Annotated in this window: 16 protein-coding genes; 8 read left to right on the top strand and 8 right to left on the bottom strand. The window is 65.9% G+C overall.

The genetic code is table 11. From position 1 onward, the window contains the following. Positions 1–26 precede the first annotated feature (26 nt). Together AWC14_RS11135 and AWC14_RS11130 are read right to left on the bottom strand one after the other, a co-directional pair. Positions 27–1,958: an N-6 DNA methylase gene (locus tag AWC14_RS11135; protein WP_249026328.1), complete on the bottom strand. Its 1,932-nt coding sequence runs from the start codon at positions 1,956–1,958 to the stop codon at positions 27–29. 59 nt (positions 1,959–2,017) lie between these two features. After that, entirely contained in the window at positions 2,018–2,206 is a 189-nt protein-coding gene (locus AWC14_RS11130; protein ID WP_045374994.1) for a hypothetical protein, read from the bottom strand. A 173-nt stretch (positions 2,207–2,379) separates the two neighbouring features. Here AWC14_RS11130 and AWC14_RS28980 point away from each other — a divergent pair, with 173 nt between their 5' ends. Continuing rightward, the gene (locus tag AWC14_RS28980) at positions 2,380–2,517 is read left to right on the top strand and encodes a hypothetical protein (RefSeq protein WP_162835647.1); all 138 of its coding nucleotides are present in this window, start codon (positions 2,380–2,382) and stop codon (positions 2,515–2,517) included. Between the two features lie 310 nt (positions 2,518–2,827). Here the strand turns inward: AWC14_RS28980 and AWC14_RS11125 are convergent, their stop codons facing one another. The 6 genes from AWC14_RS11125 to AWC14_RS11100 all read right to left on the bottom strand — a co-directional run bounded on the left by AWC14_RS11125 (position 2,828) and on the right by AWC14_RS11100 (position 7,456). After that, the gene (locus AWC14_RS11125) at positions 2,828–3,844 is read right to left on the bottom strand and encodes a nucleotidyl transferase AbiEii/AbiGii toxin family protein (RefSeq protein ID WP_045374997.1); all 1,017 of its coding nucleotides are present in this window, start codon (positions 3,842–3,844) and stop codon (positions 2,828–2,830) included. Next, entirely contained in the window at positions 3,841–4,533 is a 693-nt protein-coding gene (locus AWC14_RS11120) for a type IV toxin-antitoxin system AbiEi family antitoxin domain-containing protein (protein WP_235215832.1), read from the bottom strand. The genes AWC14_RS11125 and AWC14_RS11120 overlap by 4 nt, the downstream gene beginning before the upstream one ends. Before the next feature lie 56 nt (positions 4,534–4,589). After that, positions 4,590–5,540, bottom strand: coding sequence for a hypothetical protein (locus tag AWC14_RS11115; RefSeq protein ID WP_052425499.1), 951 nt, complete (start codon positions 5,538–5,540; stop codon positions 4,590–4,592). A gap of 149 nt (positions 5,541–5,689) precedes the next feature. After that, on the bottom strand, positions 5,690–6,064 hold the full coding sequence (locus AWC14_RS11110; RefSeq protein WP_045375000.1) for a nuclear transport factor 2 family protein: 375 nt from the start codon (positions 6,062–6,064) through the stop codon (positions 5,690–5,692). Further along, entirely contained in the window at positions 6,061–6,339 is a 279-nt protein-coding gene (locus AWC14_RS11105; RefSeq protein WP_045375002.1) for a hypothetical protein, read from the bottom strand. Before AWC14_RS11105 ends, AWC14_RS11110 begins: the two co-directional genes overlap by 4 nt. 670 nt (positions 6,340–7,009) lie before the next feature. After that, positions 7,010–7,456, bottom strand: a complete 447-nt coding sequence (locus AWC14_RS11100) for a helix-turn-helix transcriptional regulator (protein ID WP_045375005.1) — start codon at positions 7,454–7,456, stop codon at positions 7,010–7,012. 136 nt (positions 7,457–7,592) lie between these two features. Here AWC14_RS11100 and AWC14_RS11095 point away from each other — a divergent pair, with 136 nt between their 5' ends. The 7 genes from AWC14_RS11095 to eccB form a co-directional block, all read left to right on the top strand. Next, positions 7,593–8,048, top strand: coding sequence for a type VII secretion target (locus AWC14_RS11095; RefSeq protein ID WP_142281668.1), 456 nt, complete (start codon positions 7,593–7,595; stop codon positions 8,046–8,048). A 2-nt stretch (positions 8,049–8,050) separates the two neighbouring features. After that, a complete protein-coding gene (locus AWC14_RS11090; protein ID WP_045375014.1) occupies positions 8,051–9,649 on the top strand; it encodes a PPE domain-containing protein in 1,599 nt (532 codons plus the stop codon). 14 nt (positions 9,650–9,663) lie between these two features. After that, positions 9,664–9,990, top strand: a complete 327-nt coding sequence (locus tag AWC14_RS11085; RefSeq protein WP_052425501.1) for a hypothetical protein — start codon at positions 9,664–9,666, stop codon at positions 9,988–9,990. After that, on the top strand, positions 9,987–11,192 hold the full coding sequence (locus AWC14_RS11080; RefSeq protein ID WP_045375017.1) for a hypothetical protein: 1,206 nt from the start codon (positions 9,987–9,989) through the stop codon (positions 11,190–11,192). The genes AWC14_RS11085 and AWC14_RS11080 overlap by 4 nt, the downstream gene beginning before the upstream one ends. A 23-nt stretch (positions 11,193–11,215) precedes the next feature. Then, positions 11,216–11,596 (top strand): YbaB/EbfC family DNA-binding protein, encoded by a 381-nt coding sequence (locus AWC14_RS11075; protein WP_231113839.1) that lies wholly within the window; start codon positions 11,216–11,218, stop codon positions 11,594–11,596. Continuing rightward, on the top strand, positions 11,593–13,374 hold the full coding sequence (gene eccA, locus AWC14_RS11070; protein ID WP_045375020.1) for a type VII secretion AAA-ATPase EccA: 1,782 nt from the start codon (positions 11,593–11,595) through the stop codon (positions 13,372–13,374). The genes AWC14_RS11075 and eccA overlap by 4 nt, the downstream gene beginning before the upstream one ends. Position 13,375: 1 nt before the next feature. Then, positions 13,376–14,923 (top strand): type VII secretion protein EccB (eccB, locus tag AWC14_RS11065; RefSeq protein ID WP_142281667.1); only part of this gene is annotated, 1,548 nt, incomplete at its 3' end.

Here is a 14,923-nt window from a genome sequence, read left to right as displayed (position 1 = left end):
CCGTCACCCCGGCTCCCGTCCCATCCCTACCACAGACGCACTCTTCGCGCCTGCAAGAGAAGAGGTACAGGAGTGACGCCGTGCGGCATCACGAAGGCGAATGATCCGCCTGTCCGTAGGTAAAGTTCGACGGCGCGCACGACGAATAGAGTCGAAAGGTCACGTGCTGCCGCGCCGAGTCCGCCGGTCAGCAGATTTCGTGGTTGGGCGAGTTCGCGGTAGTTCTTCTGCATCGAGGATGTCATCTTGTTGTACCGCAGCCATGGCGGGTTACCGATCAGCACGTCTACGCGGTTTTCTTCCTCCGCCAACCAGAGGGGGCGAATGAGGTTGCGCACGTAGTAACCCCACACGTGGTTGCGGCCCTGCGCACGCAGTGTGCACAGGTTGGAGAACGTCTCCTTCAGCACCTGCCCATCCTTGCTGTCCGGGGCGATACCCCGTTTCTTGAGGATTGTCGCGGCGGCCTTACCTGCGTTCTGCGGGGCGGTGTCGAGCGCTTTGTCCGCCATCTCACTGACCAGGTAGTCGAACCCTGTTGCGTCCTGAAGCACGCTGCGCGGGAAACATAGGTCGAGGGTGAACATGCCGCCTTGATCCCCAAAGAGGTCGCTCTCATCGGTTCGGACGCGAACGACCTCGGCACCGAAGATATCCGCTTCTTGCTTCCACTGGATCGAATCACCCAGGTAGACAGGGATAGTCAGTTCCTTGCGGGTCGGGGACTTGATGTTGTCGCGCCCAAGCGCCAGCAGATAGGTGACACGGGCCAGGGTTACCGCAACGGGGTGTACGTCGATGCCGACAACGTGATGGGTGGCCTGCTGTACGGCTTCATCAGTCTGGACTCCGTCTGCGTCGGCAACGGCGAGGTACTTGCGGATTGCGTGGAACAGAAAGGTGCCGGAACCGCAACTCGGGTCCGCGACAACGGAGTTCAACGGTTCGGCAATGAACGCATCGACCATCCGATCCGCGAGCCAGTCAGGGGTGTAATACTCGCCGAGCCGCTCCCGGACGGGTTTGACGATCACTGACTCGTACAGAATCTTGAGTACGTCGTGTTCGACTGCACCCCAATCGAATCGGGCGATGCGACGTCCGAGGTTGCGGACGAATGACTCGCCTGCGGGCGTGTCGGTCACCCAGTCGAAGAAGTCGGCTTCCACCACGCCGCGAATCCTGGCGTTTGCGAACTCACTGCCGCTGGTGATCTGGCGGGCGGTCAGCGTGCCCAGTGGTCCCACGTCGAAACCGAGGACGGCGTGGGCGATTAGCTCAGCGGTGGTCACCAGCAGGGTGTGGGTAATGAATAGTCGTTCGTCGTCCACGAACTCGGTGCCTAGCGCTGTCCGCAACAGTTTCGCCCAGAGCTGCCGTTTGAGCTGGACTTCCTTGTTGTCCGCGTTGGCCTGGTAGATGGCCTGCAGTTCGGCGGCGTCGAGCTGGTGCGCGGGGGATTCGGCGCCGAGTCTTCGCTCGATTTCCACCGGAACCGGTTTGATCGCCGTCAGCGTGGACATCACCGATTCCAGCCACACCAACAGCTCCTGGGCGTCGGGGTTCTGTTTGTTGAGTTTGTGCGTCGAGACGTGCTCCAGGAGGCCGTCATGGAGGTGATATAGCCGCCACTCGGACCCGTCAGTGAGGATGCCGACGTAGCGCCGGAGCGCTTCGGATCGTTGTTTCACGTACCCGCCGAGTTGCTCCTCCGACTTCGCCAGATCAGCGGCGTATAGGCTCTTTTTCACCTCGATGACGCATTGACCGATTTCGACGTCGATGCGGCGGCGGGTGCCATCCTCCACCGGGGCTTCCAGCTTGACGACGTCGTCGTCTTGCAGCCCGATGTCGGCTTGGGTCAGCAAAGCGTAGATGTCCCCCTGGGTGGTCGCCTCGGGTCGGGTGGTCTGTGCGGCGAGCCGGGCGACAATTTTGTCTAGGTTCGTTTGAGCCACGACGGGAAGCGTATGCCCGTGTCTTCTTCACCGGTCCCTCTTCGGCGCAGGGCATGCCGTTAATAGCCGGGAAGCGGCCCTTTCAGGGGGTTTAATGTGGAGCGGGGGGAGCATGTCAGTGCGCAGCGTTCGTCGAGGAGTTCGTCCATCCGCTTGATGTCGGGCAGCGGCTCGCCCAGCTCGATGAGTATGCGCCGCACAGCGGCGACCAGCCGCAGCTCCGAGTCGATCGTCTCGATGTCACGCACGTTGGGAGCGTACGAGGGGCTACCGAAACCGCAAGTCACTCAATTGTGTCTGCTCAACAGGTCGTAAAGAGCAACGCTTTGGTCTGCTCCGCGGCGGCCCGACGATGCGGTCGGCACGCAGATCCGAATGGACGTTGGCTGCAAGCCTGCGAGAAAATGCATGGGTGCCCCACGTGAGCGAGCCGGCGATTGCCGACCTTCGTGCCGAACTGTTGAGCTTCAAACAAGCCTCCGGCGCTCAATGGGCGTGTGCGGCGGTGCAGCTCGCGGGGGCAGTGGAAGCGCTGCTGGAGGATGCGGAATCCGACTAACCCCGCCCCGGCCGCCGAAGCGAAGAGCGGAGGCCATTCCCGTCGAACGTACGTTCCCCTGGGTCACTATGATCGAGTGGTGTTGCGGCGGACCAGGCAGGGCTATGAAGAAATCCCACCGCGCCACTGCTGGAGTTGCGGCGTCCCGTTCGGGCCGGGCACGGCTTTGGTCGGCACGGCGCACTGCGACTGCGGCGTCATGCATCGCAGCCACTGGTGTGCAAACTGTGGCGCAACAACGTACACGCCGCCGCTCGGAAAGCGGTGCCGTGCACGCAATTTGGATGCTCGCTGACCCGACATGCCCCGTTTAGTGGCGAGGGCGGCGACGGAAATAGTCAGTGATCGGGCGGCCGTCGCGCATGTGCGGCCGCACCCATACCCGGCCGTGCCGGGCAGCTGGTTCGCGGGCGTGGCGCCACTCCCCGGATTGGTGATCCCAGACGTATCCGCTTTCGAGGTCCCCGGACAGCACTGGGTTGAGCCAGGCACCGATGGCCTCTGCGGCGGTGGCGGCGTTGTGTAAGGCCGGCTGCAGTGTTGTCTTGGCGGCGACGCGGCGATACGGGGTTTCCCAGGTTTCGGGGATCTCGATGTGGGTTGGCAGGGGTTGGCTTCGAGCTGCCGCCCTCACGCGGAGGGCTTCGCGGAGTTGGTCGGCGTCGACGTCGACGTCGCCGGCGTAGAGCGCGAGGTCGACCAGGTCGCGGTAGCGGTTGGCGGACCGGCCCTGGTCGTCGCGGAAGGTGACTCCGATGACTTTGTCGGCGATTTGGCTGGCGAGCGGGAATAGCGGGATGGCCGGTATGGGGGATAGGCCGCGTATGCCGGGGACGACTGGTTGTGGTCGGTTGTGCTCGATGTCGCTGATGCGGACCGCGTCGGCGGCGATGTCGAGTCCGAAGATCGCGGCTTGCTCGGCCCCGATGGTGGCGGTCACGCGCAGTTTGGTGCCGCGCATGACGCCGGTGAACGGTTCGTCGGCGTCGATGGTGAACGCGAACGGGTCGAGCTCGCTTACGCCGGTGTGCGGGGCAAGGTCGTCGAGCACGTGTTGGCGTTCGCCGCTGTGCGGGTCGGTGGTGGTCAAGTCCAGGTCGCGGGTGGCTCGCGCGCCCGGTACTCGGATCAGCATCCCTATGCCGCCGGCGACAACCCAGGATGTGTGGGAGGGGGTGAAGAGTCGTGCCATGAATCGCTGGATTACGAACTGGCGCAATAGTTCATGTGAGGGTTGGGTGCGCTCGGTGCGGGCTTGGCGGGCGGCGCGGGTGCGCAGGGCAACCCAGAAGGCTCGTTCGGAGGTGTACTCGTCGGCCCAGCTCATCGGCGCCCGGTGAACAGGAGTTCGTTGCCTGCGGCGATGCTGTCGGGGGCGCCGACGACGGCCAGGGCGTGCATGATGGTGTCGCGACCGTGACCGCTGGTGAGTGGATCGAGTTCTGCGGTTATCGCGCGCACGTCGACCATCGCGCGAGACAGCGCATCGCGCACAATGTCGCCGAAATGGCCGGCGTCGATGCCGTCGCGGTAGATATCGGCGATCGTCTGAGCAACGGGTGTGACTGGTAGGCCGTCGACGAGCTGCCATGTGGGTGGCCAGGAGTCGGCGACGTGGAACTCGACCCAGGGATTGTTGGTTCGCCGCGGGGAGGCGATGGTGTAGTCGAGCTTGTCGGGCTGCAGTGAGCCGAGCTCGAAGATGTAGTGAGCGGCCGACAGGTGGGAAACGACTGCGTCTGTTTCGCCGTGGTGCAGGTTGCGCAGCCGCTCGGCGGCGAATGTGTTGGGCTGCAGGGATAGCCAGGTGGTGCGCAGTGCGTCGAGCACGGTGTGTTCGGGGGTGCCGGGGAATCGGTATACGCCGCGGGTTTCGGTGCGAAGGATCCGCTGGGCGCGGGTCAGTTGAGCTAGTCGTACCCGGGTCAGGCCGAGGCGGGTGGCCTGGGCGGCGGTGAACATGCCCCACTGGCCGGCCGCCTCAACGGCCAGCCGATGCTCCGCATCCCGAGGCACGCAACGATTGTATGCCTATAGGCATATATTCGGGTAGCTCACGGGCTCGGCTGTGGTTAGTGGGTTGCGTGGGGGTCGGGCACCCATATCGCGGAGCCATCGGATAGGACGGAAAGCTTGATGTAGTCGCGGGGGCCGAGTGCGTCGGCCGGCAGCTTCACGATGTCTTGCAGGTCGAGCGGGAGTCGGGGCGGGTGGGGGCTGTAGCCAGGGGCAGTCGGGTCGGGGACGGCCCAGCCAGGCACCAGCTGCTTCTCGCCGTACCTGGGGAGCTCTCCGGGTGCCAGTGGGCGAAGGTCAGCGAGGTCGAGCGGGTATTTGGCGGCGGAGCCAACCATGCCTGGATGGAGCTGGTTAACGGATGGGTCGGGTACCCAGACGCCGTCCGCGATGGGCATGTAGCCGTAGGGGCCGGGCTGGTTGGGGGGCAGGTGTTGGATGGCGGCGAGGTCAAGCGGGTGTTTGGATGTGCGCCCTTCCGTGTCTTTCGGTGTTTGGCCGCCGTCGCCGAAACCAGCCGGCGTGGCGCGTGAGTGTCCGGGTTTCCCGGCGTTTGGCAGGGTAGCGGTTGCGGCGCTGACTCGTTGGGAGGCGTTTTGGAATTGCTCGGCGGCGGTGTGAATGATCTGGGTGGCTTCCTGCACGCGCTGCTGGCCGGCCTTGAGCAATGCGGCCTGGCCTTCGGCGGTGTTCGCGTAGGGGCCGGCGGCGGCCTTGTCGCTGTCCCACGCGGTTTCGACCGCGCGCAGGCTTGTGTGTGCCTCGCGTGAGATCTTGTTGGCCTCGGTGATCGTGCTGCTGGCGGCTTGGTAGGCGGCTTTCAGCTGGTCGCGGTGTTGATCGAGCTCGGCGCCTGCCGTGGCGGCTTGCTGGGCGGTGTCGCCGCTCCAGCTGGCAGGTGTTGGCATGCTGTCTGGGCCGCAGTTGATGGTGCCAGGCTGCGCTGGCGTCATGGTTCCGAGCAGCCGGCGCGCGCTCTGCAGCAGTGCGTCCACGTCCACATCCACTCTCAAAGTATCGCGCATGTCGGTGGCTTAGAGAACCCACGGCGTTGTGTTGCGGCGGCGCGCGCGTTCGTTCCTACGGGCGGGCGAAGCCCTTGCTTGAAGACCGGTTCTAACGAGGCGCAGGGTGTGCCAGGCTCGGTGACAGCCGACTACAGGCGCTGGGATGCCCAGTACTCGCGTAGTCGAGCGATCCGATCGCCGTCGAACTCCAGGATCGCGACTTCGCGCATGCGTTTGCGGGTGCGCTCAACGAGGTCATCGAATTGTGCTTCCCACTCCGCGATAGCTGTGGTGGTGTCGGTGTTCTCGGCGAGGTAGAGGTTGAGCAATTTGGCCTCGATGTTGGCCTGTTGCTCGACGACCTTGGTCTGCCAGTAGTTGCGGATTCCGGCCTGGGTGCGGATCGGTTCCCCTAATACGCGTTCGTGGTATGTCGCGTCGTCGGTGAAGATGGTGACGATGAGGTCTGGGTTTTGGTCCATCCATGCTTGCAGATAGGTGTCGACGACCTTGTGCACGTTCACCGCGACTCCTCGGTCAACTGGGCAAGTGGGATTGGTGGGCCGTAGTGGGCGTGGTCGGCGATGACGTTATAGAGGCGGCGCGGTTCGCCTAACGTGATGGCAGACAAGTCGATTCCTTGAGTTGATCGTGGTTCGACGCGGACCCATCGCCATGGGCCGGTGGTTACTTGGGTGTCGGTGAGGACGGCTGTGTGGAAACCGTCGAGGACCGTTTCTCCGGGAAGCACGGCCAGGTGGATGGTTCCGTAGAAGTATCGGTCGCTGGTGCGGGCCATTGTCCGATGAGGTGTCGGCCGAATAGGGAGAAGCTGATGTCGTTGTGGAATCCGACGGCGTGGCCTTCCGTGCGGGGGGACGGCGGCGAGTTACGCGCTGTCACAGCGTTGTTCGCGATGGTGATCGTGGTTAGGTCGACGTGGTGGAGGTTGTCGAAGATGAACGCCGTGACCCACAGGCCGACGAGGTGGGGTGGGTCGACCGCGGGTGGGATCGACGCGAGCAAACCGCTGTCTGCGGTGCGCCCGCGGCGCGGTTCGGCGCGCGCGAATAGCTCTCTTGCGGTCCAGCCGGTAAACATTTGTTCGAGCACCAGGCAATGGTATCCGCGTGGGAGCTCCCGTATTTGGCCGCTGAGCCAGCGGTAGTAGGTGGCCTTTGTGGGCGGCTCTGCGCTTCGCGGTAGGCCCAAATCTCTTGCTATGCGCCGGTATTCGGCTACGAACTCCAAATATTCGTGTAGGTGCCGCTCGCGCAAGAGCGCTTTGAGGGCAGTTTCCACACGTCAAATCTACGGCAGCCGTGAGACGAAGTGAGACTGGTAACGGGACTACATCGGACTATGTCGGTAGGCCGTGATGTCGCGGTGGGACCGGCGTTTGACGCATGGTTGGTCGAACGCGCAAAAGGTGATGAATAGTCGAGCGGTTCTGGAGGGGGTTGATGGGTTCACGGTGGGGTGCCAGCGGGCCTTTTGCGGGCCCGCTGGTAGGCGGCTTTGTACTCCTCGACGCTGATGCTGAGAACGTTGGCGATGGTCTGCGCGTTTTTGTCCGAGAGCGGGTAGTCGGCGCGTTCGATTCGCTGGATGGTGGCGGTGGGCATGTGTGCTGCGGCGGCGAGTTGCGGTTGGGTGAGCCCTTTCATGGCGCGCCAGTCGCTGGGGTAGCGGTGATTGGTGGGTATAAGGACGACGGATTCGATCGGCGCGTGCAGCACCGTCATGACGTTGGCGAGGATGTCGATCTGTGGCGAGCGTGTGCCGGCTTCCCAGTGGTGAATGGTGCTGACAGCGACATTGGCTATGCGGGCGAGGTCGCTCACGCTGAGGCCGGCGCGGATCCGGGCGGTGGCGAATTCTTGCGGGCTGAATCCGCGCAGGACGCGGCGGCTCATGCGGCGGACCCGGCGCGGATAAGACTCATGGGTGCACAGGTTCACCGCATCCTCCCGAATCGTGAAAAGAGAGTACTTTGCCGAAGGATCATAGTGTAGAGTACATGCGGTCGGCGCCCTTGTGACGAGGAGGAGATTGGGTGAAACGTCGGCTCAGCGGGTGCGGCGAATCGTCTGTGCGAGGCGGTGCGCCGCTATTGGCCTCCATCGCCGTCCTGTTCGGCCTGTTGAAAAGAGCTATTCGCTGAAAGAGTATTACCGCATGAGTTCAGCACCTATTTCGATCAACCCAGCGATGTTGCGGAAAGCCGCGACCATCAACCGCGACACCGCGTCGGACTACGACAACTACCGTGCCCGCTGCCAGGCCTGGTTGGCCGACGCCGAAGCGGAAATCGTGCGCTGCAACGGCGTTGTCGCTGCCCCGGTCGCGCAGTGCTTGCCGGAATTCTTTGGCCGCGTGAGCGAGCGGACCGCGGCGACGGCCGATCAGCACACGCAGATGGGCGACAAGCTCGTGTCGGCTGCGGTCGGCTACGAGAACACTGATAACGACGGCGCTGCTGGCGTCATGGCCGGTGGTGTCGGCTAGAGGTGGCTGAGCTACGTGTCGACCCGGCCGAGGTGGGCCCGCGGCTCGCCGCGGCGTTCAGCGCGGCCGCGGCCGCACTGGCCGCCCCAGCCGGGATCGTACCAGCACCGCCGGCGGGCTCGGACCCTGTGTCGGTCGCGGCCGCCAACCGGGCGGCGGTCAATTCGGCCAAACTCAGCGGTCACCTGGCCGGCGGCATCACGCGGCTGGCCGAAGGAGCCCAGGCCGTCACCGCTGCCTTGACCGGCTATGTGGTCACCGACGAGGCTGGCGCGGCCGAAATCAACGGCTCCACGGCCGCCGCGGCGGCAGGGGCGGCGATTGGCGCGATCAACATCCCCTCACCCCCGGCTGTGGAAGTTCCCAACGTGCCGGTTGATGTGTCTGCAGCGCTGGCCAGCGTTCCGGCCGACCCGGCGACGGTCGATGACGCGCTGACGACTGGTGCGGGCGCGGGCGGCCTCGAAGGCCACGCCGCGGCCTGGGATGGGGTGGCAGCGCAGCTGCGCACGGTCGGCAGCGAGTTCCGCACGCTGGGGTCAGGCCTGCCGGCGTCGTGGGCGGGGCCTGCCGGGGACAGCTTGTCGCAGCGCTTGCTGGGTTTCGGCGATTGGATGCACGCCTCCGGGGAAGCGGCCAGCTCACACGCGTCAAATGTTCGCCAATTGGGCGGGTTCCATCGTGATGCGGTCAGCGCGCACCCGCGCGCGGTGCAGGTGCGCCAGACCGAGCAGGCGTTGCTGAATGCGGCTGCCCGGGCGGCGGCCGGTGATCCGGCGGCCGCGGCTAAGGCCGCTGAGGAAGAAGCCAAGCTGTCGCAGCTCAAAGAACAGTCGGTGATGACGATGGCCCGCTACGGGCAGGGCGCGGCTGGGGTCAAAGACGTGCAGCATCCCGGGGATTCGCCGCGGATCGGCGGTGACGGTGACCCGCATCTGCCCAACAAGCCCGCCCACGGGCTGGGCAGCATCGATGATCCGCAGGCAGCCGAGCAGGCCGGCGATGCACCGGCCGAGGCGCTGGGGGAGACGACGGGCAAGTCCATGCAGGACGCTATGGCGTCGATGACGACCGTTCCCTCCCAGGTGGCCAACGCGGTCGGGCAGGCGTTAAGCAAGTCCGGCCAGTCGCTGGGCCAGGTCGGCCAGCAGGCCAGCCAAGCGGCCAGCCAGCTCGGGCAGGGTCTTGGCGGCGGGTCGCCGCTAAGCGGACTAGGCAAGCCTGCGTCCGGTAATCCGTTGAGCCGCCTGGGATCTGGCAGTGACCTGTTGGGCAGCGGTGCCGGCGCCGCCGGCGGCGGGGCGGGTGCTGGTGGCACGATGCCGGCCGGTTTGCCCGAACAACTATCCCCGGGATCACCGGCCGCGCCGCCACCGCCGACGGCACCGACATCGATACCGCGCCCCCCGTCCACCTCTGGTGGGGGTATGGGTGGCATGCCGATGGGAATGATGCCGATGGGACGCGCTGGCGGTGACTCGGACAAGGAGCTGGCGCGCAATCCGGAGTGGTTTCCTGACGAGCCGTTGGTCAAAGACGAGCCCGAAGTGTCGGAAGCTGTGGCAGGGCAGCGCCGCCGTCCCCGGCCCACCGAAACATAGCAGGAGGGGTTGCGGTGGCATTTCATCCGGATGTGGAGCGGTTTTTGGCGCGCGGCCGGGAGCTGGGCGAGATGCTGGGTCGTGTGCATGCTGCGGCGTTCGAGGATCTGCGGGTGCGCCGGGCGGCGCCGGATGAGCCGAACTTGATGCCCGAAATCGACGGCTATGGGGCGCTGACCGATTTGTGGATGGAGGGCATTGTGGGGCGCTACAGCCCGGCGCAGATCGAGCAATTGTTCATGTCGGCGCTGCGCGAGTGTTACGAGGTGCTCGGGGAGCGGCGCGAGGCCGCGGCCCGCGCCGCGGTGCCCGAGCTCGACGTGGAATTGGGTGTGCAATGAGTGTGACGCCGGCGGATTTGGTGGCCGACTGCCTGGCCGGCGGTGTGCGGCGCCTCATCGGCGGTGTGCACTCGTTGACGTCGTCGCGGGCGGTGGTGGTCTGCGCCGACGAGCAGTGGGTGGCGGTGCGGTTCTCGGCATCGCCGGGACCGTTGCCGACCCCCTGGGAGACCGACGCGGCCGGGTGGGTTCGTGCGCCGCGCGGCAGTGAGCCGGGGCTTCGTGACGCGTCGGCGGATCCGGTGCTGGTGGTGGTCGGCGTGGCCGAGTCGCAGGTGGTTGCGGTCAACGCGTTGGCCATCGACGAGATCGGTGTGACGTGTAGTGGTCGTGAGTCGTTGATCGCGAACTGGTTGTTGCAGGCCCAGGTGCAAGGCGCGGCCGGTGATGAGTCGGCGGTGGCCGGTGCGCGGTTGAGTGCTAACCCCGATGCCACCGTGGTGGTTGCCGATCCGCTCGTGGATGGGCACAGCGGCTGGGTTGATGTGTTGGCTGCGGGGACGTCGTGGCCGGTGCGGCCACTGAAAACCCCGATCGGCGAAGCACTCCGAGAGTCAACCGGTAGCCCGACGGCCTGTGGTGATGGGCTCGCCGAGCAGGACGCCGATGCGGCGCCCGTCGACGGTGATGCCCGTAGCGGGGCGGCGGATTGCGGTGCGCGGCTGCGGGTGTTCGGGCGCTTCGAGGTCACCGACGCGGCCGGGGAGCAGCTGCAGCCGATGCAACAGCAGATCGTCGGAGTCATCCGCTTCGATGGGCCGATCCCCACCGCGCGTCTGTGCCAGGTGCTCTACGGGGCCGAGCGGCACAAGAGTTTCCACGTGGCGATGAGCAAGATGCGTCGCCGCGGTCTCAACCCGGTGCTGACCGACGCCGGATACCGGATCGACATCGACTCCGACTGGCGCCGCTTTACCAAACTGGTCGGCGTGGACCCGTCCGGCGCCGACACCGCGGCACTGATCGAAGCGGTGGAGATGGTGGCGGTCCCGTTGTTCGGCGCACAGCCGCCATCCTGGGCTGTGCCGCATCTGCCCGGCATGCGGGACCTGATTTGCCGGGCATGCCGGGAGCTCGCGGCGCGCCACGCCGACGATCCGGGCGCGGCGCTGCGATACGCCAATGTCGGGTTGGAGGTCGACCCGCAGGATGAGGAGCTGGTCACGATTGCCAACACGATCAACGGGATAGCCGGTGAATAGCCATGGCAGACAGGGGCATTCAGGTGAGTGAAATCGACCGCGAGCAGGCCGGCGGCGACGAACTCGACACCGAAATGTTTTACCGGCGCGAATTCACCGTGTTCAACCCGGCCGGATCGGTGGGTGTCAGCTGCAACGGCCGCGGCCAAGTGTCCGGCCTGTTCCTCGACGAGGACGCGCTGACCAGCGATGACGAACTGGCCAAAGAAATCGTGACCATCGCAGGCTTGGCGCGGGCCAAATACCGCATGGAGCTGCGGCTGTTTTCGCTGCAATGCGTTGAGGCGCAAGGCCGCAACCCTGATCGGATGGATCGCTTTTACCGCGGCGTGCAAAAGCTGCCCACCCCCGAGGAGTATCGCGAAATGGAAGCCGCCACCTTCGCCGACAGGTACCCGCAATGAGCGAAGCCAGCGACCTGTTCGACGCCGGCGCGGCAGCACTCGGCCTGCTAGGTGGCGGTCGGCCCAACACCGAGCAGGCGCTGCGCTATTTCACCACGGCCAGCGAGACCGATCCGCAGATGTGTGACGCATGGCTGGGCCGAATGCTGTGCGGCGACAACGAATCCCAGATCGTCTACCGCGCCTGGAATTGCCGGCAAAACATGCACGCCGAGATCATCCGGCTCGGCGTCAGCCCCGCATACTTCATGCCCAAGTTCGACATCGGCATGGGCATCGTGGCCCTCGATCAGCCAATCTATGACCGCGGCGTGTTGACCCTGGCGCTGGTGCGGATGCTGGCGATGGGCAACCCCCCCGACTACCACGAGGCACAAGAGACCCTCAAGGAAGCCCCAGCGGGCGGGCTCTCGCGCTGGGTGCAGGCCGCCATGTACTACCGCGCCCAACGCTGGCCCGACGTGATCTCCACCCTGGCCGGCCACGACGACCAATTCCGCAGTGACGCGTTCTTGAGCATCGCCGTGAAAGTCGCGGTCGGGGTCGCGCATGCCCATCTGGGGGAAATCGACGCCGCCCAACGCTACCTGGCCGACGCGGAGAACTCGGCGGGCGAGTTTCCGTCGGCCAAGCAGACCGCCCAGTGGTTTTTGGCGTTGCTGGCCCGCGAGCGCGGCGAGGAAGACACCGCGATCGCCTTGTTGCGTGAGGTTAACGCCGAATCCCCCTCGCCGGAGGTGGCCGCGGCGATCGCCGATCCCGGCGTGGGGCTGCGGTTTACCACACCGGAGGTGCTGGCCGCCCGTGCCGACCCGTGGGACCCGGCCTCCGGGCCTGATGCCGAGCAGCTCGCCGAGACACGTGCCGCCGAACAGCGCGCCAAGCTGTTGGCCGAAGCCACCGAGGAGCTCGACGCCCAGGTGGGGATGGCGACTCTCAAGGAGCAGATCAAGACCTTCCGGGCGCGCATGCGGATGGCCGAAAAACGCCGCGAGATCGGGTTGAAGACACCCGAAGCGGCCAATCACATGGTGTTCGTTGGGCCGCCCGGCACCGGCAAAACCACGGTGGCCCGCATTATCGCCAAGATCTTGTGCGGGTTGGGGATCGTGGCCAAACCCAACGTGGTTGAGCTGTCCGGGCGCGAGCTGATCGGCCCCTACGTCGGGCACTCCGAAGAACGATTGCACCAAGCTTTGGCGCGCGCCCGCGATGGGGTGCTGTTCTTAGACGAGGCCTACGCCCTGGTGGGCCCGCAAGGAGCCGGGGGCACAGATCAGTTCGGCAAAGCGATCGTCGATGAAATGCTCAAAGCGTTGGAAGAACAGCGTGGCCGGCTGGTGGTGATCTTCGCCGGTTACGAGGCCGACATCGAGCGGTTGTTGGCCAGCAACGACGGTCTGCGATCGCGGTTTGCGCACCGCTTCGTGTTCGAGACCTACAGTCCCGAAGAGCTGGTGGAGATCGCTCAGGTGTTGGCGGCCGGCCGCGACGACATTCTCGACCCGGGCGCAGCACAGACGCTGCTTTCCACCTGTGAAAAGCTCGCCGCCGCAACCGTGAAGAACCACCGCGCGATCGACTTCTACGGCAACGGGCGCTTTGTGCGCAAGGTGCTCGAGGCCGCCGCCGACCTGCGTGATCTGCGCAACGACGAAAACCCGCCAGAGGTGTTCGACGAGGCCGCGCTGATGACCATCCGCGAACCGGACATGGCGGCGGCGCTGAGCAAGGTGGTGGCCCAAATCGAATCCCAAGCCGGCGAAGGGATCCGATAAGTTGTCGCCGTTCGTTCCCACCACCAAACTGCAAGTCACCGGGCATAAGTTCCTGGTGGCGCGGCTCAATCACGCATTGACCCGGTTCGACACCTCCATGCGCCACGATCCGGCCCGCTCGGTCGTGCAGGCCTTGATGGCCGGGTTCATGGTCGCCGCGCTGATCGCCGGCGGCGCGCTGGCCCTGGCCTACTTCAAACCCCAGGGACTGCGCGGCGATGCCCGCATCGTGCAAGCGCGCGAATCGATGGAGTTGTTCGTCGATATCGACGGGAAACTGCATCCGGCAATAAATTTGGTGTCCGCCCAGCTGATCGCCGGTAAACCGGACCGGCCCGCGGTGGTCAAGGCCGCCGAGGTGGCCGGCATGCCGCGCGGCCCCCTGGTCGGGATTCCCGGCGCGCCTGGTCGGGTGTTTCAGCCCGCCCAAACCGACTCGGTGTGGGCGGTCTGCGACGTCATCAACCACCCCGGCACCACGCGGCCCGGTGTGGAGACCGCGGTGATCGCCAGCGACCAGCAGCAGATCATCGGCCAAGACCCGTCGGCGGCGCGCATCGTCCAAGGACCAGACGGGGCCACCTGGTTGCTCAACGGCGGTATGCGCCACCGGATCAATGTCGCCGACAGCGCACTGGTCCTGGGACTGGGGTTGCAGCGGTTTCCCACCATCGACACCATCAGCGAGCAGCTGTTCAACACCATCCCGGCCGGCCGGCCGATCGAATCCCCGGCCATCCCGGGGGCCGGGTCGCCCACCCCGTACCCGGTCGCCCCGGGGGTGGTGGTCGGATCGGTGATCCGGGTGCCCCAGGCCGAATCGCACCAGTGGTATGTGGCGCTGGGCGACGGGGTGCAACCCATCTCGGGAGTATTGGCGTCGGTGTTGCGCAACACCAACGCCTATGGGGCGCAGGTGGCGCCGACGGTGTCTCAAGACGTGGTGGCCCATTTGCCGGCCGCCGCCCCCGGTCTGGATGTGTCGATGTTCCCCGACAAGCCGCTGCACTCCGCGCCCGCGTTGAGCGATCCGGTGACCTGCTGGCAGTGGGTCAAGCGGGCCGGTGAACAGCAGGCCAAGGCCGCGCTGGCGTTTTTGCCCGGCTTGCCGCTGCGCGAGCAGCAGCAGCGCATGTGGCGCCACGAGCTGGTATCGCGGCCCGGGGTGTCGATGTATGCCCCGCCCGATTCCGGGTATTTCGTGCAGACCACCGGATCCGATCCCCGCTCACCCGCCAAAGAAACCCTGTGGTGGGTCTCCGACGCCGGGGTGCGCTACGGGTTGGCGCCGGCGCAGCAGCAGGGCGGCACCTCGGCCGCCACGGCGCTGGGACTGTCCTCACCGCTGCCGATGCCATGGTCGGTGCTGGCCATCCTGGCCGCCGGGCCCACGTTGAGCAAATCGGCTGCGCTGATCGGACATGACACCTTGCCGGCCGACCCCGCCGCCGTGGTCGTCAACGAAGGAATATCGGCGACAACAACACAATCGGCGCCGAGCAGCACGACACCGGCAACCGCGCCGCCACCGCCGGCACCCCCGCCGCCC

Origin of the sequence: Mycobacterium kyorinense (assembly GCF_002101735.1) — a bacterium.
Taxonomy (GTDB): Bacteria; Actinomycetota; Actinomycetes; order Mycobacteriales; family Mycobacteriaceae; genus Mycobacterium; species Mycobacterium kyorinense.
Note: the sequence above shows the minus strand (reverse complement) of the source record. Positions and strands in the feature narration are given on the sequence as shown.

Coding starts and splice junctions, on each gene's coding strand:
- AWC14_RS11125 (WP_045374997.1), bottom strand. CDS start 3,844: ATGAGCTGGGCCGACGAGTACACCTCCGAACGAGCCTTCTGGGTTGCC.
- AWC14_RS11080 (WP_045375017.1), top strand. CDS start 9,987: ATGAGTGTGACGCCGGCGGATTTGGTGGCCGACTGCCTGGCCGGCGGT.
- eccA (WP_045375020.1), top strand. CDS start 11,593: ATGAGCGAAGCCAGCGACCTGTTCGACGCCGGCGCGGCAGCACTCGGC.
- AWC14_RS11105 (WP_045375002.1), bottom strand. CDS start 6,339: ATGGCCCGCACCAGCGACCGATACTTCTACGGAACCATCCACCTGGCC.
- AWC14_RS11100 (WP_045375005.1), bottom strand. CDS start 7,456: ATGAGCCGCCGCGTCCTGCGCGGATTCAGCCCGCAAGAATTCGCCACC.